11 protein-coding genes and 1 tRNA gene are annotated in these 15,436 nt (G+C 62.8%); 9 read left to right on the top strand and 3 right to left on the bottom strand.

Annotated elements, in window-relative coordinates; genetic code table 11:
• Positions 1 to 34: 34 nt before the first annotated feature.
• Positions 35 to 1,579 (bottom strand): MDR family MFS transporter, encoded by a 1,545-nt coding sequence (locus tag AACP62_RS05080; protein ID WP_339346815.1) that lies wholly within the window; start codon positions 1,577 to 1,579, stop codon positions 35 to 37.
• 130 nt (positions 1,580 to 1,709) lie between these two features.
• On the opposite strand from AACP62_RS05080, the gene AACP62_RS05075 reads away from it, so the two are divergent.
• The 9 genes from AACP62_RS05075 (at position 1,710) to AACP62_RS05035 (ending at position 12,329) form a co-directional block, all read left to right on the top strand.
• A tRNA-Val gene (locus AACP62_RS05075) sits at positions 1,710 to 1,783 on the top strand.
• 100 nt (positions 1,784 to 1,883) lie between these two features.
• Positions 1,884 to 3,635, top strand: coding sequence for a DivIVA domain-containing protein (locus AACP62_RS05070; RefSeq protein ID WP_339346813.1), 1,752 nt, complete (start codon positions 1,884 to 1,886; stop codon positions 3,633 to 3,635).
• A gap of 47 nt (positions 3,636 to 3,682) precedes the next feature.
• Positions 3,683 to 4,915, top strand: coding sequence for a 1-deoxy-D-xylulose-5-phosphate reductoisomerase (gene dxr, locus AACP62_RS05065; protein WP_425332910.1), 1,233 nt, complete (start codon positions 3,683 to 3,685; stop codon positions 4,913 to 4,915).
• Positions 4,912 to 6,141, top strand: a complete 1,230-nt coding sequence (gene ispG / locus AACP62_RS05060) for a flavodoxin-dependent (E)-4-hydroxy-3-methylbut-2-enyl-diphosphate synthase (RefSeq protein WP_198186904.1) — start codon at positions 4,912 to 4,914, stop codon at positions 6,139 to 6,141. The genes dxr and ispG overlap by 4 nt, the downstream gene beginning before the upstream one ends.
• Before the next feature lie 101 nt (positions 6,142 to 6,242).
• Positions 6,243 to 7,895 (top strand): alpha/beta hydrolase family protein, encoded by a 1,653-nt coding sequence (locus tag AACP62_RS05055; protein WP_339347304.1) that lies wholly within the window; start codon positions 6,243 to 6,245, stop codon positions 7,893 to 7,895.
• 15 nt (positions 7,896 to 7,910) lie between these two features.
• Entirely contained in the window at positions 7,911 to 8,633 is a 723-nt protein-coding gene (gene recO / locus AACP62_RS05050; RefSeq protein ID WP_198219698.1) for a DNA repair protein RecO, read from the top strand.
• A 3-nt stretch (positions 8,634 to 8,636) separates the two neighbouring features.
• A complete protein-coding gene (locus tag AACP62_RS05045; protein WP_198176716.1) occupies positions 8,637 to 9,431 on the top strand; it encodes an isoprenyl transferase in 795 nt (264 codons plus the stop codon).
• Positions 9,432 to 9,609: 178 nt separating this feature from the next.
• Positions 9,610 to 11,040 (top strand): amidohydrolase, encoded by a 1,431-nt coding sequence (locus AACP62_RS05040; protein ID WP_339346809.1) that lies wholly within the window; start codon positions 9,610 to 9,612, stop codon positions 11,038 to 11,040.
• Positions 11,041 to 11,132: 92 nt separating this feature from the next.
• Complete coding sequence (locus AACP62_RS05035; RefSeq protein ID WP_339346807.1) at positions 11,133 to 12,329, top strand: MFS transporter; 1,197 nt, start codon at positions 11,133 to 11,135, stop codon at positions 12,327 to 12,329.
• Between the two features lie 235 nt (positions 12,330 to 12,564).
• On the opposite strand, the gene AACP62_RS05030 is transcribed toward AACP62_RS05035, so the two are convergent.
• Positions 12,565 to 14,088, bottom strand: coding sequence for a glycoside hydrolase family 32 protein (locus AACP62_RS05030; RefSeq protein ID WP_339346805.1), 1,524 nt, complete (start codon positions 14,086 to 14,088; stop codon positions 12,565 to 12,567).
• A gap of 50 nt (positions 14,089 to 14,138) precedes the next feature.
• Positions 14,139 to 15,431 (bottom strand): MFS transporter, encoded by a 1,293-nt coding sequence (locus AACP62_RS05025; protein WP_339346803.1) that lies wholly within the window; start codon positions 15,429 to 15,431, stop codon positions 14,139 to 14,141.
• Positions 15,432 to 15,436: the final 5 nt, after the last annotated feature.

Genomic DNA, 15,436 nt, shown 5'->3' with positions numbered 1-15,436 from the left:
GGAATTCCCGGAAGAATCCGTTGGCCAGCGGCCTTTACTGCTCGCCCTTCTCAGCAATGGCAGGAGCCACCGTCGTGGCCTTGTTCTGGTATTCGGCCAGCAGGGTGCGCGAGCGGATGTCGCAGAGGTTGGCCACCAAGGCCACGATCAGGATGACCAGGCCCACCAGGAAGATCCAATGCAGGCCGTCGAAGACGATGGTGCGGGCCGGGCCCAACAGGCGTGAGGGGATGCTCCCTGCCGTAGCCGGGTTGATCATGCTGTTCATCATGTCCTCGGTCAGTCCCTTATGCTGGGGCACCTCGCGGGCGATGACCGTGTTCATGACGATGCCGAAGATGGAGACCATCAGGGTCTGCCCCAGGGAACGGGCCAGAGTGTTGAAGCTGGTCGAGGCGCCTACATCGCCGGCTGGCACCACGCTCTGGGCGGTGATGGTCGAGGTGGTGATGGTCAGGCCGAAGCCGAAGCCCACCACGGCGGAGATGACCAGGAAGACCCAGTAGGCGGTGGCCTGGGGGACGGCTATGTAGCAGACGCAGGCCGTCAGGATGAAGGCCAGGCCGATGTTGGTGGCCCGGTGCGGTGGGTGGTGCATGGTCAGCGGTCCGGCCAGGTAGGCGCCCAGGAGCCAGAGAATGGAGGAGGGGGTGACCACAAAGCCGCCCAGGGAGGGGTTCATTCCCAGCACAGACTGCATCCAGATGGGCATGTAGGTGTCGAAGCCCATGAGGAATCCGGCCACCAGGAGCATGCAGATGTTCTGGATGACGAAGGTCCTGATGCGGAAGAGCCGCAGAGGCAGGATGGGATCCTCCTGGCGGCCCTCCACATGAAGAAGCAGGACAAAGGTGACCACGGTGGCCGCAGCCAGGATCAGGGTGATTCGCACATCGCCTGCCGATCCCAGGCTCTGCAGGCAGAGCATCAGGCAGATCAGGCAGATGCTGAGCAGCCCGATGCCCATGTAGTCGACGCGCGTTTCACGCGCCTTGATATGCTCGCTCAGGAAGATCTGGATCATGATGATGACCAGCAGGCCGATGGGCACATTGATGGCGAAGACCCAGTGCCAGCTTATCTGCTGGACGATGAAGCCTCCCAGCAGGGGGGCGATGATGGAGGCGATGCCCCAGGCCGAGCCGTTCAGGCCGATCATGCCAGCCCGCTTGTCCAGGGGGTAGATGTCGGCCAGGACCGTGTATGTCAGCGGCTGGATGGCACCGGCCCCCAGACCCTGCAGAAAACGGGCGCCGATCAGTTGGGGCATGGACTGGGAGAGGGCGCACAGGGTGGACCCGATCACGAAGACCAGCAGACCGATGGTCAGCAGCGGCTTGCGGCCGAAGCGGTCCGAAAGCTTGCCGTAGATAGGCGTGGTGACCGCCGTCATGAGCAGATAGATGGAGTAGACCCAGTTCATGATGGACAGCCCATGCAGGTCCCCGATGATGGTGGGCATGGCGGTGGAGACGATGGTCCCCTCGATGGCCGTCATGAAGGTGGCGATGAAGACCGCCACCGTCACCAGGGTGCGGTTGGTCTTCCTGCCACTGCCTGTATCGACTGTCTGTGACAATCCGAACCCCCTCTTCTATGGTGAATATGGTGTGTTTCTCTTCTTTTGCGGACAAGGCCCGCGAATTCCTAGTGGATTATAGCCGCACCGTGCGGCCTTGTCACCGTGTATTCTGCTAAGGTAGTGTGCTGGTCCCGTGGCTCAGTTGGTTAGAGCGCCACCTTTACACGGTGGATGTCCCCGGTTCGAGTCCGGGCGGGACCACAGGGGTTTTCAGGGGGCATGCCCGGAATCGCGTCTTAGCGCTCACGTAGAATCGATGCACGACGATCGTTGGCAAGAAAGGTCAGGAGGTCGATGCCTGATGTCAGCTAAGCCTGATGCCCGTGGAACCGAGGCGACCATCGCGCGCTCGGGCAAGCGCAAGTGGGGATATGACACCAAGCAGGTGGACGCCTTCCTGGAGCGGGCTCACTCGCTCTATGAGAGCCAGGACCCCGATTTGACCCAGGAGGAGATAGCCAACGCCTCCTTTGATCTGTGCAAGAACGGCTATATCATCACCCAGGTGGATGCCGCCCTCTCGCGGCTGGAGAGGGTGATTTCCGACCGACAGACCAGCCTGGAGATAGCCCGGGTGGGCGTGGATGGTTGGACGACCAGAATGGTCAGTCTGCAATCGGAGCTGACCACCCATGCCGGCAGGCCCTCGGGCAGCGTCTTCAAGCGTGGGGATCCTGGCATGCCCTCATACGACTGCAAACAGGTCGAGCGGCTGATCGAGCAGGTCCTCAACAAGACTTCTGACCAGCTCAACCTGCAGGAGGGGCGGAAGACGGATTCGGGCAAGTCGAGGAACACCGACATCACGGCTGACCGCGTCTCCAATGTCATCTTCACCCAGCGTCGGGGGCCCAAGGGTTATGACGAGCGCCAGGTGGACTTCTTCCTGGCCAAGGCCGTCGAGCTTCTGGAGCAACTGGAGTCCTTTGCCAGGGTCAGCGAAAGGGCCAAGAGGGACAGAGCCAATGCAACGGCGCCTGCTGCTGTTCCCGCGCAGTCGCAGATGCCGGTTCAGGACCCTTCAGCTTCGGGCGTTCAGCCACTGATCGGACAGAGCCAGGCACCCGCCTGGAGCATCCCCAATGCTTCCGCTGTCGCAGGCGATCAGGGCAGTCAGGACGATTTCGCCCAACTGCACCAGGCAGAGCGGGCCATCTTCGAGGCTCCGGCAGCCAGTCCGCAGACGGCATCTACGGCGCCGACGGCGCAACCCAACAGTTCCCTGAGTGCTCTGGCTTCGGCGGTCAACCAGCGGCTGGCCCAGGAAGCCGCTGGTACGGCCCCGGCAGCATCGGCGGCAGCTGCTCCTGCCTCCTCAGCAGGCGTCAGCGGCGGAGCCCCAGCCCCCGTTGCTTCAGCCAATCCCACCCCTGCCAATCCCTTTGTCTCCGGTCAACAGGAATCGGTCATGCCCGCCTCCGTGCCGCCTGCGGCCGCCCAGTCGACCCCTGCGCCAACCAGCCACAATCCTGTGGTTCCCACTGCAGCGTCCGCGGCACCCGCGTCGGCTGCTCAATCCGTGCCTTTCAACCCGGTGGCGCCTTCTTCGCCCTCCTCCGCACCACAGACTCCTGAGCCTGCTGTATTCCAGCCGACCCCTTCGGCACCCGTAGCCTCCACCCCGCCTACTTCGGCAGGGGATGCCTTCTTCACCTCCACAACAGGGCCGGAATCGCCAGTGCCTCCCTCGACGACAGGGGCTGATGCTGACGGCTCGTCTACACCCGGGTCCACCTCAATCATCTCCTCGCCCTTCGTAGATGGTCCTCTGGGCGCAGGTGGACCCCTGGGCAGCTATGAGGAACCAGCGCCAGCGGCGTCTGAGGCCCAGGAGCGTCCCTGGGCTGAGACAGCCGGAAGCAGCACGGATACGCCCGACTGGGCCAAGCCCCGGTATTCGCAAAACACACAGGGGAACAAGCAGGACCAGGACCCGGATTCCTATCTGGCTTCGCTGCTCAACCAGGATCTGCCCAAGATGGATCTGGACATCCCCGATATTTCTTTCCCGGCCTTCGGCGACGAGGGGGAGCAGGATAAAGGCGGTCGATGAGTCATCTGACAGCAATGAATACAGGCAGTGAAGGCAGGCAGGACGGTTTGTCAGTCGAAAGAGAACGTACCTTGGTGGATTGGTCGCCCAGGGTCGATGCCGATCGGTCTCGCAGTCTGGTCATCCTGGGATCCACGGGGTCCATCGGCACTCAGGCCCTGGATCTGATCAGTCGCCATAGGGATCGGTTCCAGGTGACCGGGTTGGCCGCAGGTGGCGCGCATGTCGAGCTCCTGGCCCGCCAGGCCCGCGATTTTGGCGTGACCCGTCTGGCTCTGGCCGACAAGGCCCAGGTTCCGGCCCTGCAGCAGGCTCTCAATGCCTTGGGATTGACCGGTATCCATGTAGAGGCAGGCATGGAGGCGGTCCAGGCTCTGGCCGGTTCCGGCAGCGATCTGGTCCTCAACGGCATCACCGGATCAGTCGGTCTGCGTCCGTCCATCGCGGCTCTGCAGGCCGGATCCCAGCTGGCTCTGGCCAACAAGGAGTCCGTGGTGGCGGGCGGCCATCTGCTCTTTGACGCCGAGATAAGGCCGGGCCAGATCAACCCGGTCGACTCCGAGCATTCGGCCATCTGGCAGTCCCTGCGTTCGGGGCAGCATGGGGAGGTGGCCCGTCTGGTGGTCACCGCCTCGGGAGGTCCCTTCCGGGGCTGGAGCCGCCAAGCCATGCGCGAGGTCACCCCTGAGCAGGCCCTGAACCATCCCACCTGGTCCATGGGTCCGGTGGTCACCATCAACTCCTCCACCATGGTCAACAAGGGTCTGGAGGTCATCGAGGCCAGCAGGCTCTTCAGGATCGAGCCCGAACGGATCACCGTGGTGGTCCACCCCCAGTCCGTGGTCCACTCCATGGTCCAGTTCCAGGATGGGGCCACCATAAGCCAGGCTTCGCCTCCTGACATGCGTCTACCCATCGCCCTGGGCCTGTCGGCACCCGCCCGTCTTGACAATGTGGCCGCGGCCTGCGACTGGTCCAAGGCCAGCACCTGGACTTTCGAGCCCCTGGACGACGAGGCCTTCCCGGCGGTCAACCTGGCCAGGCGGGCTCTGGGCAGCTGCGAGCCCATGACTGCGGTCTTCAATGCCGCCAACGAGCAGGCGGTCAGGGCCTTCCTGGATCACCGGCTGCCCTACCTAAGCATCGTCGAAACCATCCGTTCGGTCATGGATGCCATGGAAACGCATCTTCCGGGAACATTCACATCCGTGGAGGTAATGGAGCAAGTCGAGCATGAGGCACGCCAAAGGGCTGATGCTTTGATAGACATGACAGCGTGAGTAGCATTCCCAAGACCGAACAGTCGACATCCTCCCAGGGGTTCCGCAAGACAGGCGAGCAGGCCATCAGCCAGACTCCGCTGCATCCTCGTCGCCGCTCCCGTCGGATCATGGTGGGGTCTGTGCCGGTCGGCGGGGGAGCCCCGATTTCGGTGCAGTCCATGACCAACACGGTCACCGCTGACATCAACGCCACCTTGCAGCAGATCGCCGAGCTGGCCGCCGCCGGCTGCGATATCGTGCGGGTGGCTGTACCCAGCCAGGACGATGCCGACGCGCTTCCCATCATTGCAAAGAAGTCGCCCATCCCGGTCATCGCCGACATCCACTTCCAGAGCAAGTACGTCTTCCAGGCCATCGATGCCGGCTGTGCAGCCGTCAGGGTCAACCCGGGCAACATCCGCAAGTTCGACCAGGTCGGCCCCGAGATCTGCAAGGCGGCCACCGACGCGGGCATCTCCCTGCGCATCGGCGTCAACGCCGGCAGCCTGGACAAGGACATCTACGCCCGCTACGGCGGCCCCACCCCCGAGGCCCTGGTCGCCTCGGCCCTGAAAGAGGCCCATATGTTCGAGGACGTGGGCTTTCACGACTTCAAGATCTCCGTCAAGCACCACGATCCCGTCACCACGGTCCAGACCTATAGGCTCCTGGCCTCCAAGGGCGACTGGCCCCTGCACCTGGGCGTGACCGAGGCCGGGCCCTCCTGGCAGGGGACCATCAAGTCCTGCCTGGCCTTCGGCGCGCTCCTGGCCGAAGGCATCGGCGACACCATCAGGGTCTCCCTGTCCGCGCCGCCTGTGGAAGAGGTCAAGGTGGGCTGCAAGATTCTGGAATATCTGGGGTTGCGCCAGCGCCACTTCGACATCATCTCCTGCCCCTCCTGCGGCAGGGCCCAGGTGGACGTGATCGAGCTGGCCAAGGAGGTCACCGAGGGGCTCAAGGACATCACCGCCCCCATTCGGGTAGCTGTCATGGGCTGCATCGTCAACGGACCAGGCGAGGCCAGGGAGGCCGACCTGGGAGTGGCTTCGGGCAACGGCAAGGGTCAGATCATCATCAAGGGCAAGGTGGTGCAGACCGTGCCTGAGGACCAGATTGTCCCCACCCTGCTGGAACGGGCCAAGGAAATCGCCGCCCAGATGGATGCCAAGGCTGCGGCCGAGGGTGAAACCCTGCCGGAGGCAGGACCCATGGTGGTCCCGGTCACCGGCCGTGCCAGCTGAGGGCGTAAGCGCCATCCCCGCCACCGGCTACAATGACCGACGTGTCCCAAGAGGTTGAGCGTTCCCTCCCTGCAAGCGGGTGGAGCAGGGTCAGGCGGCTGATGACCAGCCTGCCCGTCTTCATCATCCTTATGGGTCTGCTGGCCTCTGTCTCCCACTTGACCGCCGTTCCCTGGAAATACGAACCGGTGGATCAGAATTTTCCCACCCTGACTCCGGACACCGCGGTCACCTTCGACTGGCCTGCCGGGGTTGACAGGGATACCGTGGGGCAGTACCAGGTCGAATCCCGTCACCAGGAACTGAGCGTGGAAAGGCCCGCCACTGGGGAGCACCAGCGTATCCGGATTCTGATCCGCACCCCCAAGGGGGCTTCAGGGAATCGGCCGGCAGTGGTCTTCATGCATGGCGCCGGATATGGCACCTGCGACAACTCCTTCGGGGACGTGGCCCGGACCCTGGCCTCTGCCGGTTTCGTCACCGCCGTGCTGGACAAGCCGGTCTGGTCCACCACGGATGCCGACCGGGACTATCCCGCTTCGGCCAAGGCCTACGAGCGGGTTGCCAACCTGCTGCGCGACCGGGATGATGTGGATGCATCCAAGGTAGGCATCTATGCCACCAGCGAGAGTACCTGGATCGCCGCCATGCTGCTGACCATGGACCACCGGATCGCCTTCCAGATCCTGCTGAGCCCCATGGTCTATTCCCCGCGGCACGCCATGGGCTTCTTCGTGGCACAGGACTTCGCCATCGCCGGGGCCAACCAGGGCTACCAGTCGGTGGTCCGTCGGCTCTTCAGCACCGATGCCTCCCTCTTGGGTCTGAACAATCTGGACATCGATCCCACCGACCGCTACACCTATGCCATTCCCACCCTGTTGGCCTACGGGGCCAAGGATGTGATGACCGCCCAGGTGGAGGGGGTGCAGCGCGTGCTGTCCCAGGCCCACGCCTCCGGCAACGAGAACGTCACGGTGCGTTCCTACCCGGTCTCCAATCATGTGCTGCGGCTGGGGGATGAGGCCCGGACCGGCACGCCCCTGGCCGACCACTACCAGCAGGACATGATCGATTGGGCGGTGGGCCAGGTCCATGGCCTGCATCAGACCAGCCCCAGCGTGGGCGGGGCCACCATCCACCAGTCCATAGCCGTGCCCACTGACCTGCGGGGGCGGCGCTCGCTGACCATCTATATGCTGGTCCTGCACCTGCTGACCCTGGTGCTTTTGCTGGCGGCCCTGGTCATGGCCCTGGTGGCCGGTGTGATGAAATTGTTCCGCCTGCGACGACGCAAGGACCCGGTCCTGGGCTTCAGCCATGGCTTCGGCGGCACCCTGGTCACCATCACCGGCACCACCCTGGCTACCCTGGTCCTTTTCGGAGCTGGTCTGGGTCAGGTCATCATGGCGGTGGTACGACTGGGGTGGGGCGGTGTGCCCGATCAGGCCGGGGTCAGCTACTGGAGCTGGCCGGTCATTCAGGTGGTCTGCGCCCTGGTCATCTGGGCCTGGTCGCGCACCTTTGCCCGCATGGTCGAAGTCGCCTCCCTGAGGGGATTGGACCGGCTGCCCGACCAGGTGCGCACAAGCAAGGCCGGCGGCCCCAGTCTGCGCCAGCAGATGCGGAGCATGGATCCCAGGCCTGTGCTGGCCTCCACCCGTTTTGGCGTTGCCCTCTTCGTCGTCACCACCCTGGCCATGTTCGGGGTCCTGCTGATCTTCGCCTTCTGGGGCCTGTTCATCTACCAATGAAAGGACGGGACCGTCGTGGCCATCTATCGTGACGAGGGCCTGGTCCTCAGAACGGTCAAACTGGGCGAGGCCGACCGGATCGTCACCATTCTGACCAGGGGGCACGGCAAGGTCAGGGCCGTGGCCAAGGGGGTACGACGGACCAAGTCCCGCTTCGGCGCACGGCTGGAGCCATTCATGCGTGACGATCTGCTCATCTCCCGCGGCCGCAACCTGGACATCGTCTCCCAGGCCGTCTGCATAGCCGCCTATGCGGATGCCATATGCGCCGACTATGACCTCTACGCCAACGGGGGCGTCATGCTTGAGACAGCCGACAAGCTGGTGGTGGGCGAGCATGAGCCGGCCCCGGAGCAATACCGTCTGCTGGTCTCCGCCCTGGCCAGCCTGGCAGGTCACCGGCATGGACCCCGTGACATCGGCGCCTCCTACCTGCTCCGGTCCCTGGCGCTGGCAGGCTGGAGGCCCCGGCTGGATTCCTGCATCGTCTGCGGCCGAACCGACCAGCTGACCCATTTCTCGGTGCCCGGCGGCGGTGTGGTCTGCAGTCGGGACAGGCCTACCGACGCCGTGGCAGTGGATCCCGCCACCCTGACACGCTTCCGGGCGCTGAGCACCGGGGACTGGTCCAAGCTGGACGGCAAGGGTTCCACCCCCCTGTGCGACGGTCTTGTCGAGAAATGGGGCGAATATTACCTGGAGCGGCCCATCAGATCCCTCAGGCTATTAGATTCTTGAAGCATGAGCTTTGACCCCGTCGACTACACCTCCCTGGATGTGCCTGCAGCCCCCTTCTCCGATCCCGCTCGTATCCCGCACTTCCCCGAGGGCTCAGTCCCGCGACACCTGGGTGTGATCATGGACGGCAATGGCCGCTGGGCCAAGCAGAGGGGCATGGAGCGCACCCAGGGTCACCGGGCCGCCGAGCCGGTGGTCTTCGACACCATAGCCGGAGCCATCGAGGCCGGGGTCCGATATCTGAGCCTATATACCTTCTCCACGGAGAATTGGAAGCGCTCGCCGGCCGAGGTCCGCTTTCTGATGGGCTTCTCCCGGGACATCATCCACCGTAGGGTGGCCCAAATGGATGACTGGGGGGTGCGCGTGCGCTGGGCTGGCCGTCGGCCCCGGCTCTGGAAGTCGGTCATCGACGAGCTGGAGGCGGCCATGGAGCGCACCCGGCACAACACCAGGATCGATGTGATCTTCTGCATCAACTACGGGGGCAGGGCTGAGCTGGCCGATGCAGCCACCGATATCGCCCGGGAGGTGGCGGCCGGGCATATCAAGGGCTCCAAGGTCACCGAAAAGATGATCGCCCAGCACCTCTACAACCCAGACATACCGGACTGCGACCTGGTCCTGCGCACCTCGGGGGAACAGCGCACCTCCAACTTCCTGCCCTGGCAGGCGGCCTATGCGGAGCTGGATTTCGTACCCGAGCTCTTCCCCGACTGCGGGCGCGAGGTGCTTTGGCGGGCCATCGACGATTACATCCACCGGGACAGGCGCTTCGGCGGCGTGGACCAAGCCTAAAACCAAGCCTAAAGCAGATGAGGCCTCCGATTTTGTGAGGTTAGCCATAGTCGTCCAAATTTACACGTCTGAACACTCTCGTAATGCCCTTGAAAGGTAGTCTGTGTCATATCGCAGCGGAGCAAGCCATGTCTGCTGTGGAAATCAGGGCAGCAAACGAAGCGAAGGAGTGACAGGCGTGGACGACAAGCAGCGCATTATGCAGATCATCGAAGATAAGTCACAGGAGTTCATCGAGGCCGCCGACCATATTTGGGGCACCCCCGAGACCCGGTTTGCCGTGAAGGAGTCGGTCCAGCAGCACTACAAGGTGCTGGAGCAGGAGGGCTTCGACATCGAAAAGGGCGTGGGCCATATGGACTATGCCTACGTGGCGACCTGGGGATCGGGCCGTCCGGTGATCGGCATCACCGGCGAATACGACGCCCTTGGAGGCCTCAGCCAGGTTGCTGATCTGGGCGAGCACAAGCCACTGGTCGAGGGCGGCAATGGGCAAGGCTGCGGCCACAACATCCTGGGCATGGCCGCTGTAGCGGCCGGAGTCGGGATCAAGACCTTCATGCAGGAGAAGGGGCTCAAGGGGACCATCAAGGTCTTCGGCTGCCCGGCTGAGGAGTCGGGCTACGGCAAGGCCTTCATGGCAAGGGATGGGGTCTTCGACGGGCTGGACCTGGCCCTGTCCTGGCATCCCTCGGATGTGACCCAGGCCTGGGGCTCCTCCAGCCTGGCTGTCCTGCAGGCCTACTTCGACTTCACCGGCGTGCCGGCGCACGCGGCTGCGGCTCCTGAGCTGGGCCGGAGCGCCCTGGATGCCGCTGAACTGATGAACGTGGGCGTGCAGTTCCTGCGCGAACACATGATCGATGCGGCCCGCGTGCACTACGCCTTCATCGACGCAGGCGGCGAGTCGGCCAATGTGGTGCAATCCCACGCCCGGCTCTACTACTTCGTGCGCGCCCCCAGGATGGACCAGGCTCAGGATCTGTTCAAGCGTGTGGAGAAGATCGCCCAGGGTGCGGCTCTGATGACCGAGACCCAGGTCAAGGAGGAGTTCGACGCGGCCTGCTACAACTTCATCCCCAACCATCCGCTGACCGAGGCCATAGACAGGAACCTGGACCTCGTCGGCCCCCTGCCCCTGGACCAGCAGGAGTTGGACTACGAACGCCGCTATACGGACACGGTCCCCGAGGCCGGCAAGCAGCGGGTGCTCAGCCGCACCAAGGAGGCCTTCCCCGATCTTTCGGATGAGGAAGTCAGGAAGATGGCCGAGTCCACCATGGCCCTGAAGAAGTATCCGCTGGCCTTCACCGATACGGCATCGGGGTCCACCGACGTCGGCGATGTCAGCTGGCAGACGCCCACCGCCCAGTTCAGCGGCGGCTTCGAGCCCCAGGGCACCTCTGCTCACTCTTGGCAGTGGGCGGCCAACGGCAAGTCCTCGGTGGCCCACAAGGGTCTGCTGGCAGCAGGAAAGACCCTGGCTCTGACCGCCTACGATGCGTTTACCAACCCGGACCTGGTCAAGGCCGCCAAGGAGGACTTCGACAAGACATTCGCCGGCCAGGAGTACAAGGTCGTCATCCCTGACGATGTGATGCCCCACTGACCTACCTACCGTTCGGCTGCCGCCGGCCCCAGTGATCCATGCGGATCACTTTGCCCGGCGGCGGACGGCTTCGACTGAAGGATGACAGACCAATGGCAATCAAGCAATCCTCAAAAACGGCGAGCGGAACGCTGATCTTCTCCCTGATGGCCGGTTACTCGATCGTGTACATGGACAAGAACATGATCTCGACCGCCATCATCCCCATCTCTGAGCAGTTCCACCTGGACTCGGGGCAGACAGGCATCATCATGTCGGCCTTCTTCCTGGGCTACTCGCTCATGCAGATACCCAGCGGCTGGCTGGCCGACCGGCTTGGGGCCAAGCGTGTGTTGATGGCCTCGATGATCATCATCGGTCTGTTCAGCTACCTGTTCGGCCTGGCCAATGGTCTGGCCTTCTTCATCATCGTCCGGTTCTTCGCTGGCATGGGCCACGGCGGCTACCCGCCCTCCTGCTCCAAGTCTATTGCGGAGAACTTCCCCCAGGAAAGGCGTACCTTCGTACAATCGCTGATTCTGTCGACCTCGGGCATCGGCGGCATTCTGGCCTTCGTCCTGGGCGCCAACCTGGTCGCCATCAACTGGCACCTGGCCTACGCCGTGCTGGGCACCCTCTATCTACTGGCCTTTGTCTGCATCCTGATCTTCGTGCCCTCCAAGCCCCGCCAGCCCGAGGTTGACCAGAAGCCCGGAACCAAGGGTGCAGGGTTCCTGGAGGTTCTGAAGAATCGGAACGTGCTGGTCCTCTTCGTGGCCATGCTTCTGCTCAACATCCTCCTGTACGGCAATATCTCCTGGATGCCCACCTTCATAAAGAACACCTTCGGCCTTACGATTGGCCAGGCCGGCATCCTGCTGGCGGTCAATGCGGTCTTCACGACCGTCGCCACCATCTATGCCGGTCAGCTGCTCTCGAAGCTCTTCCTGGGCAGGGAGAAGGTGGCCATTCTGGGCGCCGGGGTGATCAGTGCCGTCCTGGTGGTCTGCTTCGTCTTCTCGCGCAGCATCTGGCTCTCCCTCCTGCTGCTGATCCTGGTATCCTGCGTCTCCGTGGTGGCCTTCACCGGCATCTTCACCTGGCCCCACAAGATCATGGACCCGCACATCATCGGCTCCGCCATCGGCATCATCAATACCGGCGGCACCCTGGGCGGATTCCTGGCCCCCATGATCATCGGTTACCTGGTCAAGGCCGCAGGCGGCTCCTTCGTCGGAGCCTTCCTCTTCATGGGTGCGGCGGCCATCGCCTCCGGACTTATGGCTTTGCTGGTCAAGATCGGCAAGTAAAACCGGGGCTGACGCGGCCTCGTACAGGCTTCCGGTCCCGAAGCTCAAAGGTCTGAGACCGAGTCATGGCTGACTATCTATGGCAAGGAGTCACTGTGAAAGGACCGGTATCTCTTCTAGGATCTCCGATTCTTTGGTTCTGACCATGGCTGCTTGAAGGCGATGCTTGCAAGATAAAGGGCCCGCCCCCTGAGGGATTTCAGGGGGCGGGCCCTTTCCATGTCGAAGAGTTGGATCAGCGATCCGGCTCTTCCCAGATGGTGTCCAATTTGGCGATGGAAAGGGAGTCGACCAGGGCCTTGCCCTCGCCTGATTCGGCGATCAGGCGGATGCCGCGGGGCCCTTCGGCGGGGAAGGAGTAGGAGGACATGATCTCAAGCCCGTCGTTGATGACGACCTCGACCGAGCCCCGGTCCACGATGATGCGCAGCTTGAGCTTGCCCGAGGACTTGTCGACGGGAGCTGTGCGGTAACCCCGGTCGCCGTAGGTGTTGCAGTGGCGGTCGAGCACCACGCGGCCCAGCTGGTCGTCATAGCAGACCAGCGTGTGGTCACCTGATTGGGTCCGATGAATCTCCAGGCCGATGCGCTCGGCCTGGGACTTGTTCAGGTCGATTTCCATATTGATGTCAGCGGTCTGCGCATCGTCCACCAGATCCCGGCTGCCGTTGACCTCCAGCTCGATGGGACCGAAGTCCTGCTGGTCCTGGTCCAGGTTGGAGAACTCGCGTATGGGCAGGCAGCGCAGATGATCACCGGCCAGGGTGACCTCGCGAGGCACCGTGAACTGGCCGCACCAGCCATCCTCCTGCATGGGGATGGGTTCGGTGAAGGGGCTCATCCAGCCGAAGACCAGCCGACGGCCGTCAGGGGCCTGGAAGGTCTGCGGTGCATAGAAGTTGTGCCCGTCATCCCAAAGGTGGAATTCAGTCTCCTGATGGAAGTCGCCGCCGGGCTGCCAGCTACCGATCACGTAACCGGCGTTGTTGTGGTTGCGCGCCTCGAACCCCTGGGGCTTAAGGCCCATGGCCGAGTAGCAGATAACCCATTTGTCCTCCAGGGGGAACATGTCGGGGCATTCCAGCATGAAGACCTCAGGGTCGGGGTGCCGGTAGATGACCCGGTCGAAGGTCCAGTGCTCCATGTCATTGGAGGTGTACATCCAGATCTCGCCGCGTTGTTCGGGGGTGCTGACTCCGAAGACCATGTACCAGAGCCCGCCCATCTTCCACACCTTGGGATCGCGGAAGTGCAGGATCTTGTCGTCGGGGCAGGGGACTACAACCCCCCTCTTTTCGAAGTGGATGCCGTCTGAGGAGACAGCCATGCACTGCTCTTGGAGGTTGCCGTCATCTTCATTGACCCCATTGCGCCAGCGGTGACCGGTGTAATAGATGGTCAGACGGCCGTCGTCGCCCACCACGGCCGATCCGGAGAAGACTCCGTCCTTCTCGACCTCCAGGGTGGGTGCCATGGCCAGGGGCTCGCGCCGCCAGGTGACCAGGTCGGCGCTGGACACATGCCCCCAGTGCATGTTTCCCCACTCGCTCCCGTAGGGATTGAGCTGGAAGTAGGCATGATAGCGCCCCTTGTAGTAGCTCAGGCCGTTGGGGTCGTTGATCCATCCGGCCTTGGAGGCGATGTGGCACTGGGGATACCAGCGGTCATTGCGGGTGGCGAAGAGCCGGTTGATGCTCTTCTGGGCCTTGTCCAGTTGAGCGTTCATGTCGGCGTTTTCCTTGGTTGTTGGCTGGTTCATCCTTGAATCCTTTCGGGTTGGATGGGTCCTGATGATGGTTGGTATGGGGATCAGCCCTGGGTCACGGCGGACTTCTGCGAATCCCTGATGAAGGGATCGCCGTCCACCTGCTGGTCGTCGCGCTTGAGCACGAAGATGCCGTAGATCAAGGCGACCAGCACTACCAGTGAGATGGTGTAGAAGGTGACCTGGTCGCCGGCGCGGTCGTGGAGGATGCCCAGCGGGGTGGACATGGCCACCTGGCCGACCTGGGAGGCGATCTGGAAGCCCACCATGTAAAGGGTGGCGGACAGCTTGGGGTTGAAATGCAGAGTGAAGTAACGGAAGGCAGGCAGGCTGAAGAGCGGGACTTCAATGGAGTGGAAGAGCTTGACAACGGAGACCATGACCGGGTCGTGGAAGAAACCGCACAGACCGATCCTGGCGAACATGACCGTAGCTCCCAGCAGAAGGGAGTTACGCACGCCGATCTTGCGCATGATGATGGGAACCACGCCCATCATGGCTGATTCCAGGAACACTTGGATGGAGTTGAGGATGCCGTAGACCTCGTGACCCTGTTCCGGGGTGGGGAAGAGGTTGGCATAGTAGTTGGGGAACATCTGCTGGTCGAAGACCGTGTAGAAGGTGTTGGTGAAGATCACAAAGACGATCAGGAGCCAGAGGGCGGGCATGCCCAGGACATGGATCATGTCGCGCAGGGAGGGCTGGGACTTTTCGCCCTCGGGGGTGGACTCTCGCTTGATCTCCTCGCGTTGCTCATCGGGGATCCAGAAGGCGTAGACCAGGAGCATGCACGCGCCGAAGGCGGACCCCAGCCAGAAGTTGATCATCGGGTTAATGTTGAAAGTGAACCCTGCGATCAGAGCCACAATGGCGTAGCCGAAGGAGCCCCAGGCGCGGGACTGGCCGTATTCGAATCCGAATTTGCGGCTGTACCGCTCGGTGATGGCCTCGATCAGGGAGCAGCCTGACATGAAACCTGCGGATAGAACGATTGAACCGAGTACGGCGCCCAGGATCAGGTTGGAATGCATGAGGGGGGCGTAGATGAACTGCACGAAAGGTCCGACCAGCGCTGCAATGGCCGCGATGAAGATGGCGAGCCTACGCTTGACCCCCAGTTCGTCCTGTATTACCCCGTAGACAAACATTATTATCAGCGTGCCCACGGAGTTGATGGAGTAGATGTTGCCGACCTGGGTGTTGGTCATGCCAAGGCCGTTGATCAGCCATGGCGAGTAGAAGGACCACCAGATGCCCCAGGCGCAGAAGAAGAAGAATATTCCGGTAGAGGATTCCAAATATGATGGATTCCTCCATGCTGATGATTTGGCGGCCATGCTGC

Origin of the sequence: Bifidobacterium apis (assembly GCF_036986835.1) — a bacterium.
Lineage (GTDB): Bacteria > Actinomycetota > Actinomycetes > Actinomycetales > Bifidobacteriaceae > Bombiscardovia > Bombiscardovia apis_A.
This window is presented reverse-complemented; position numbering and strand designations above follow the sequence as displayed.

Bases quoted from the DNA above. Each gene is read 5' to 3' on its own strand.
- AACP62_RS05070 (WP_339346813.1), top strand. From the start codon at position 1,884: ATGTCAGCTAAGCCTGATGCCCGTGGAACCGAGGCGACCATCGCGCGC.
- AACP62_RS05055 (WP_339347304.1), top strand. From the start codon at position 6,243: ATGACCAGCCTGCCCGTCTTCATCATCCTTATGGGTCTGCTGGCCTCT.
- AACP62_RS05045 (WP_198176716.1), top strand. From the start codon at position 8,637: ATGAGCTTTGACCCCGTCGACTACACCTCCCTGGATGTGCCTGCAGCC.
- AACP62_RS05035 (WP_339346807.1), top strand. From the start codon at position 11,133: ATGGCAATCAAGCAATCCTCAAAAACGGCGAGCGGAACGCTGATCTTC.
- AACP62_RS05030 (WP_339346805.1), bottom strand. From the start codon at position 14,088: ATGAACCAGCCAACAACCAAGGAAAACGCCGACATGAACGCTCAACTG.
- AACP62_RS05025 (WP_339346803.1), bottom strand. From the start codon at position 15,431: ATGGCCGCCAAATCATCAGCATGGAGGAATCCATCATATTTGGAATCC.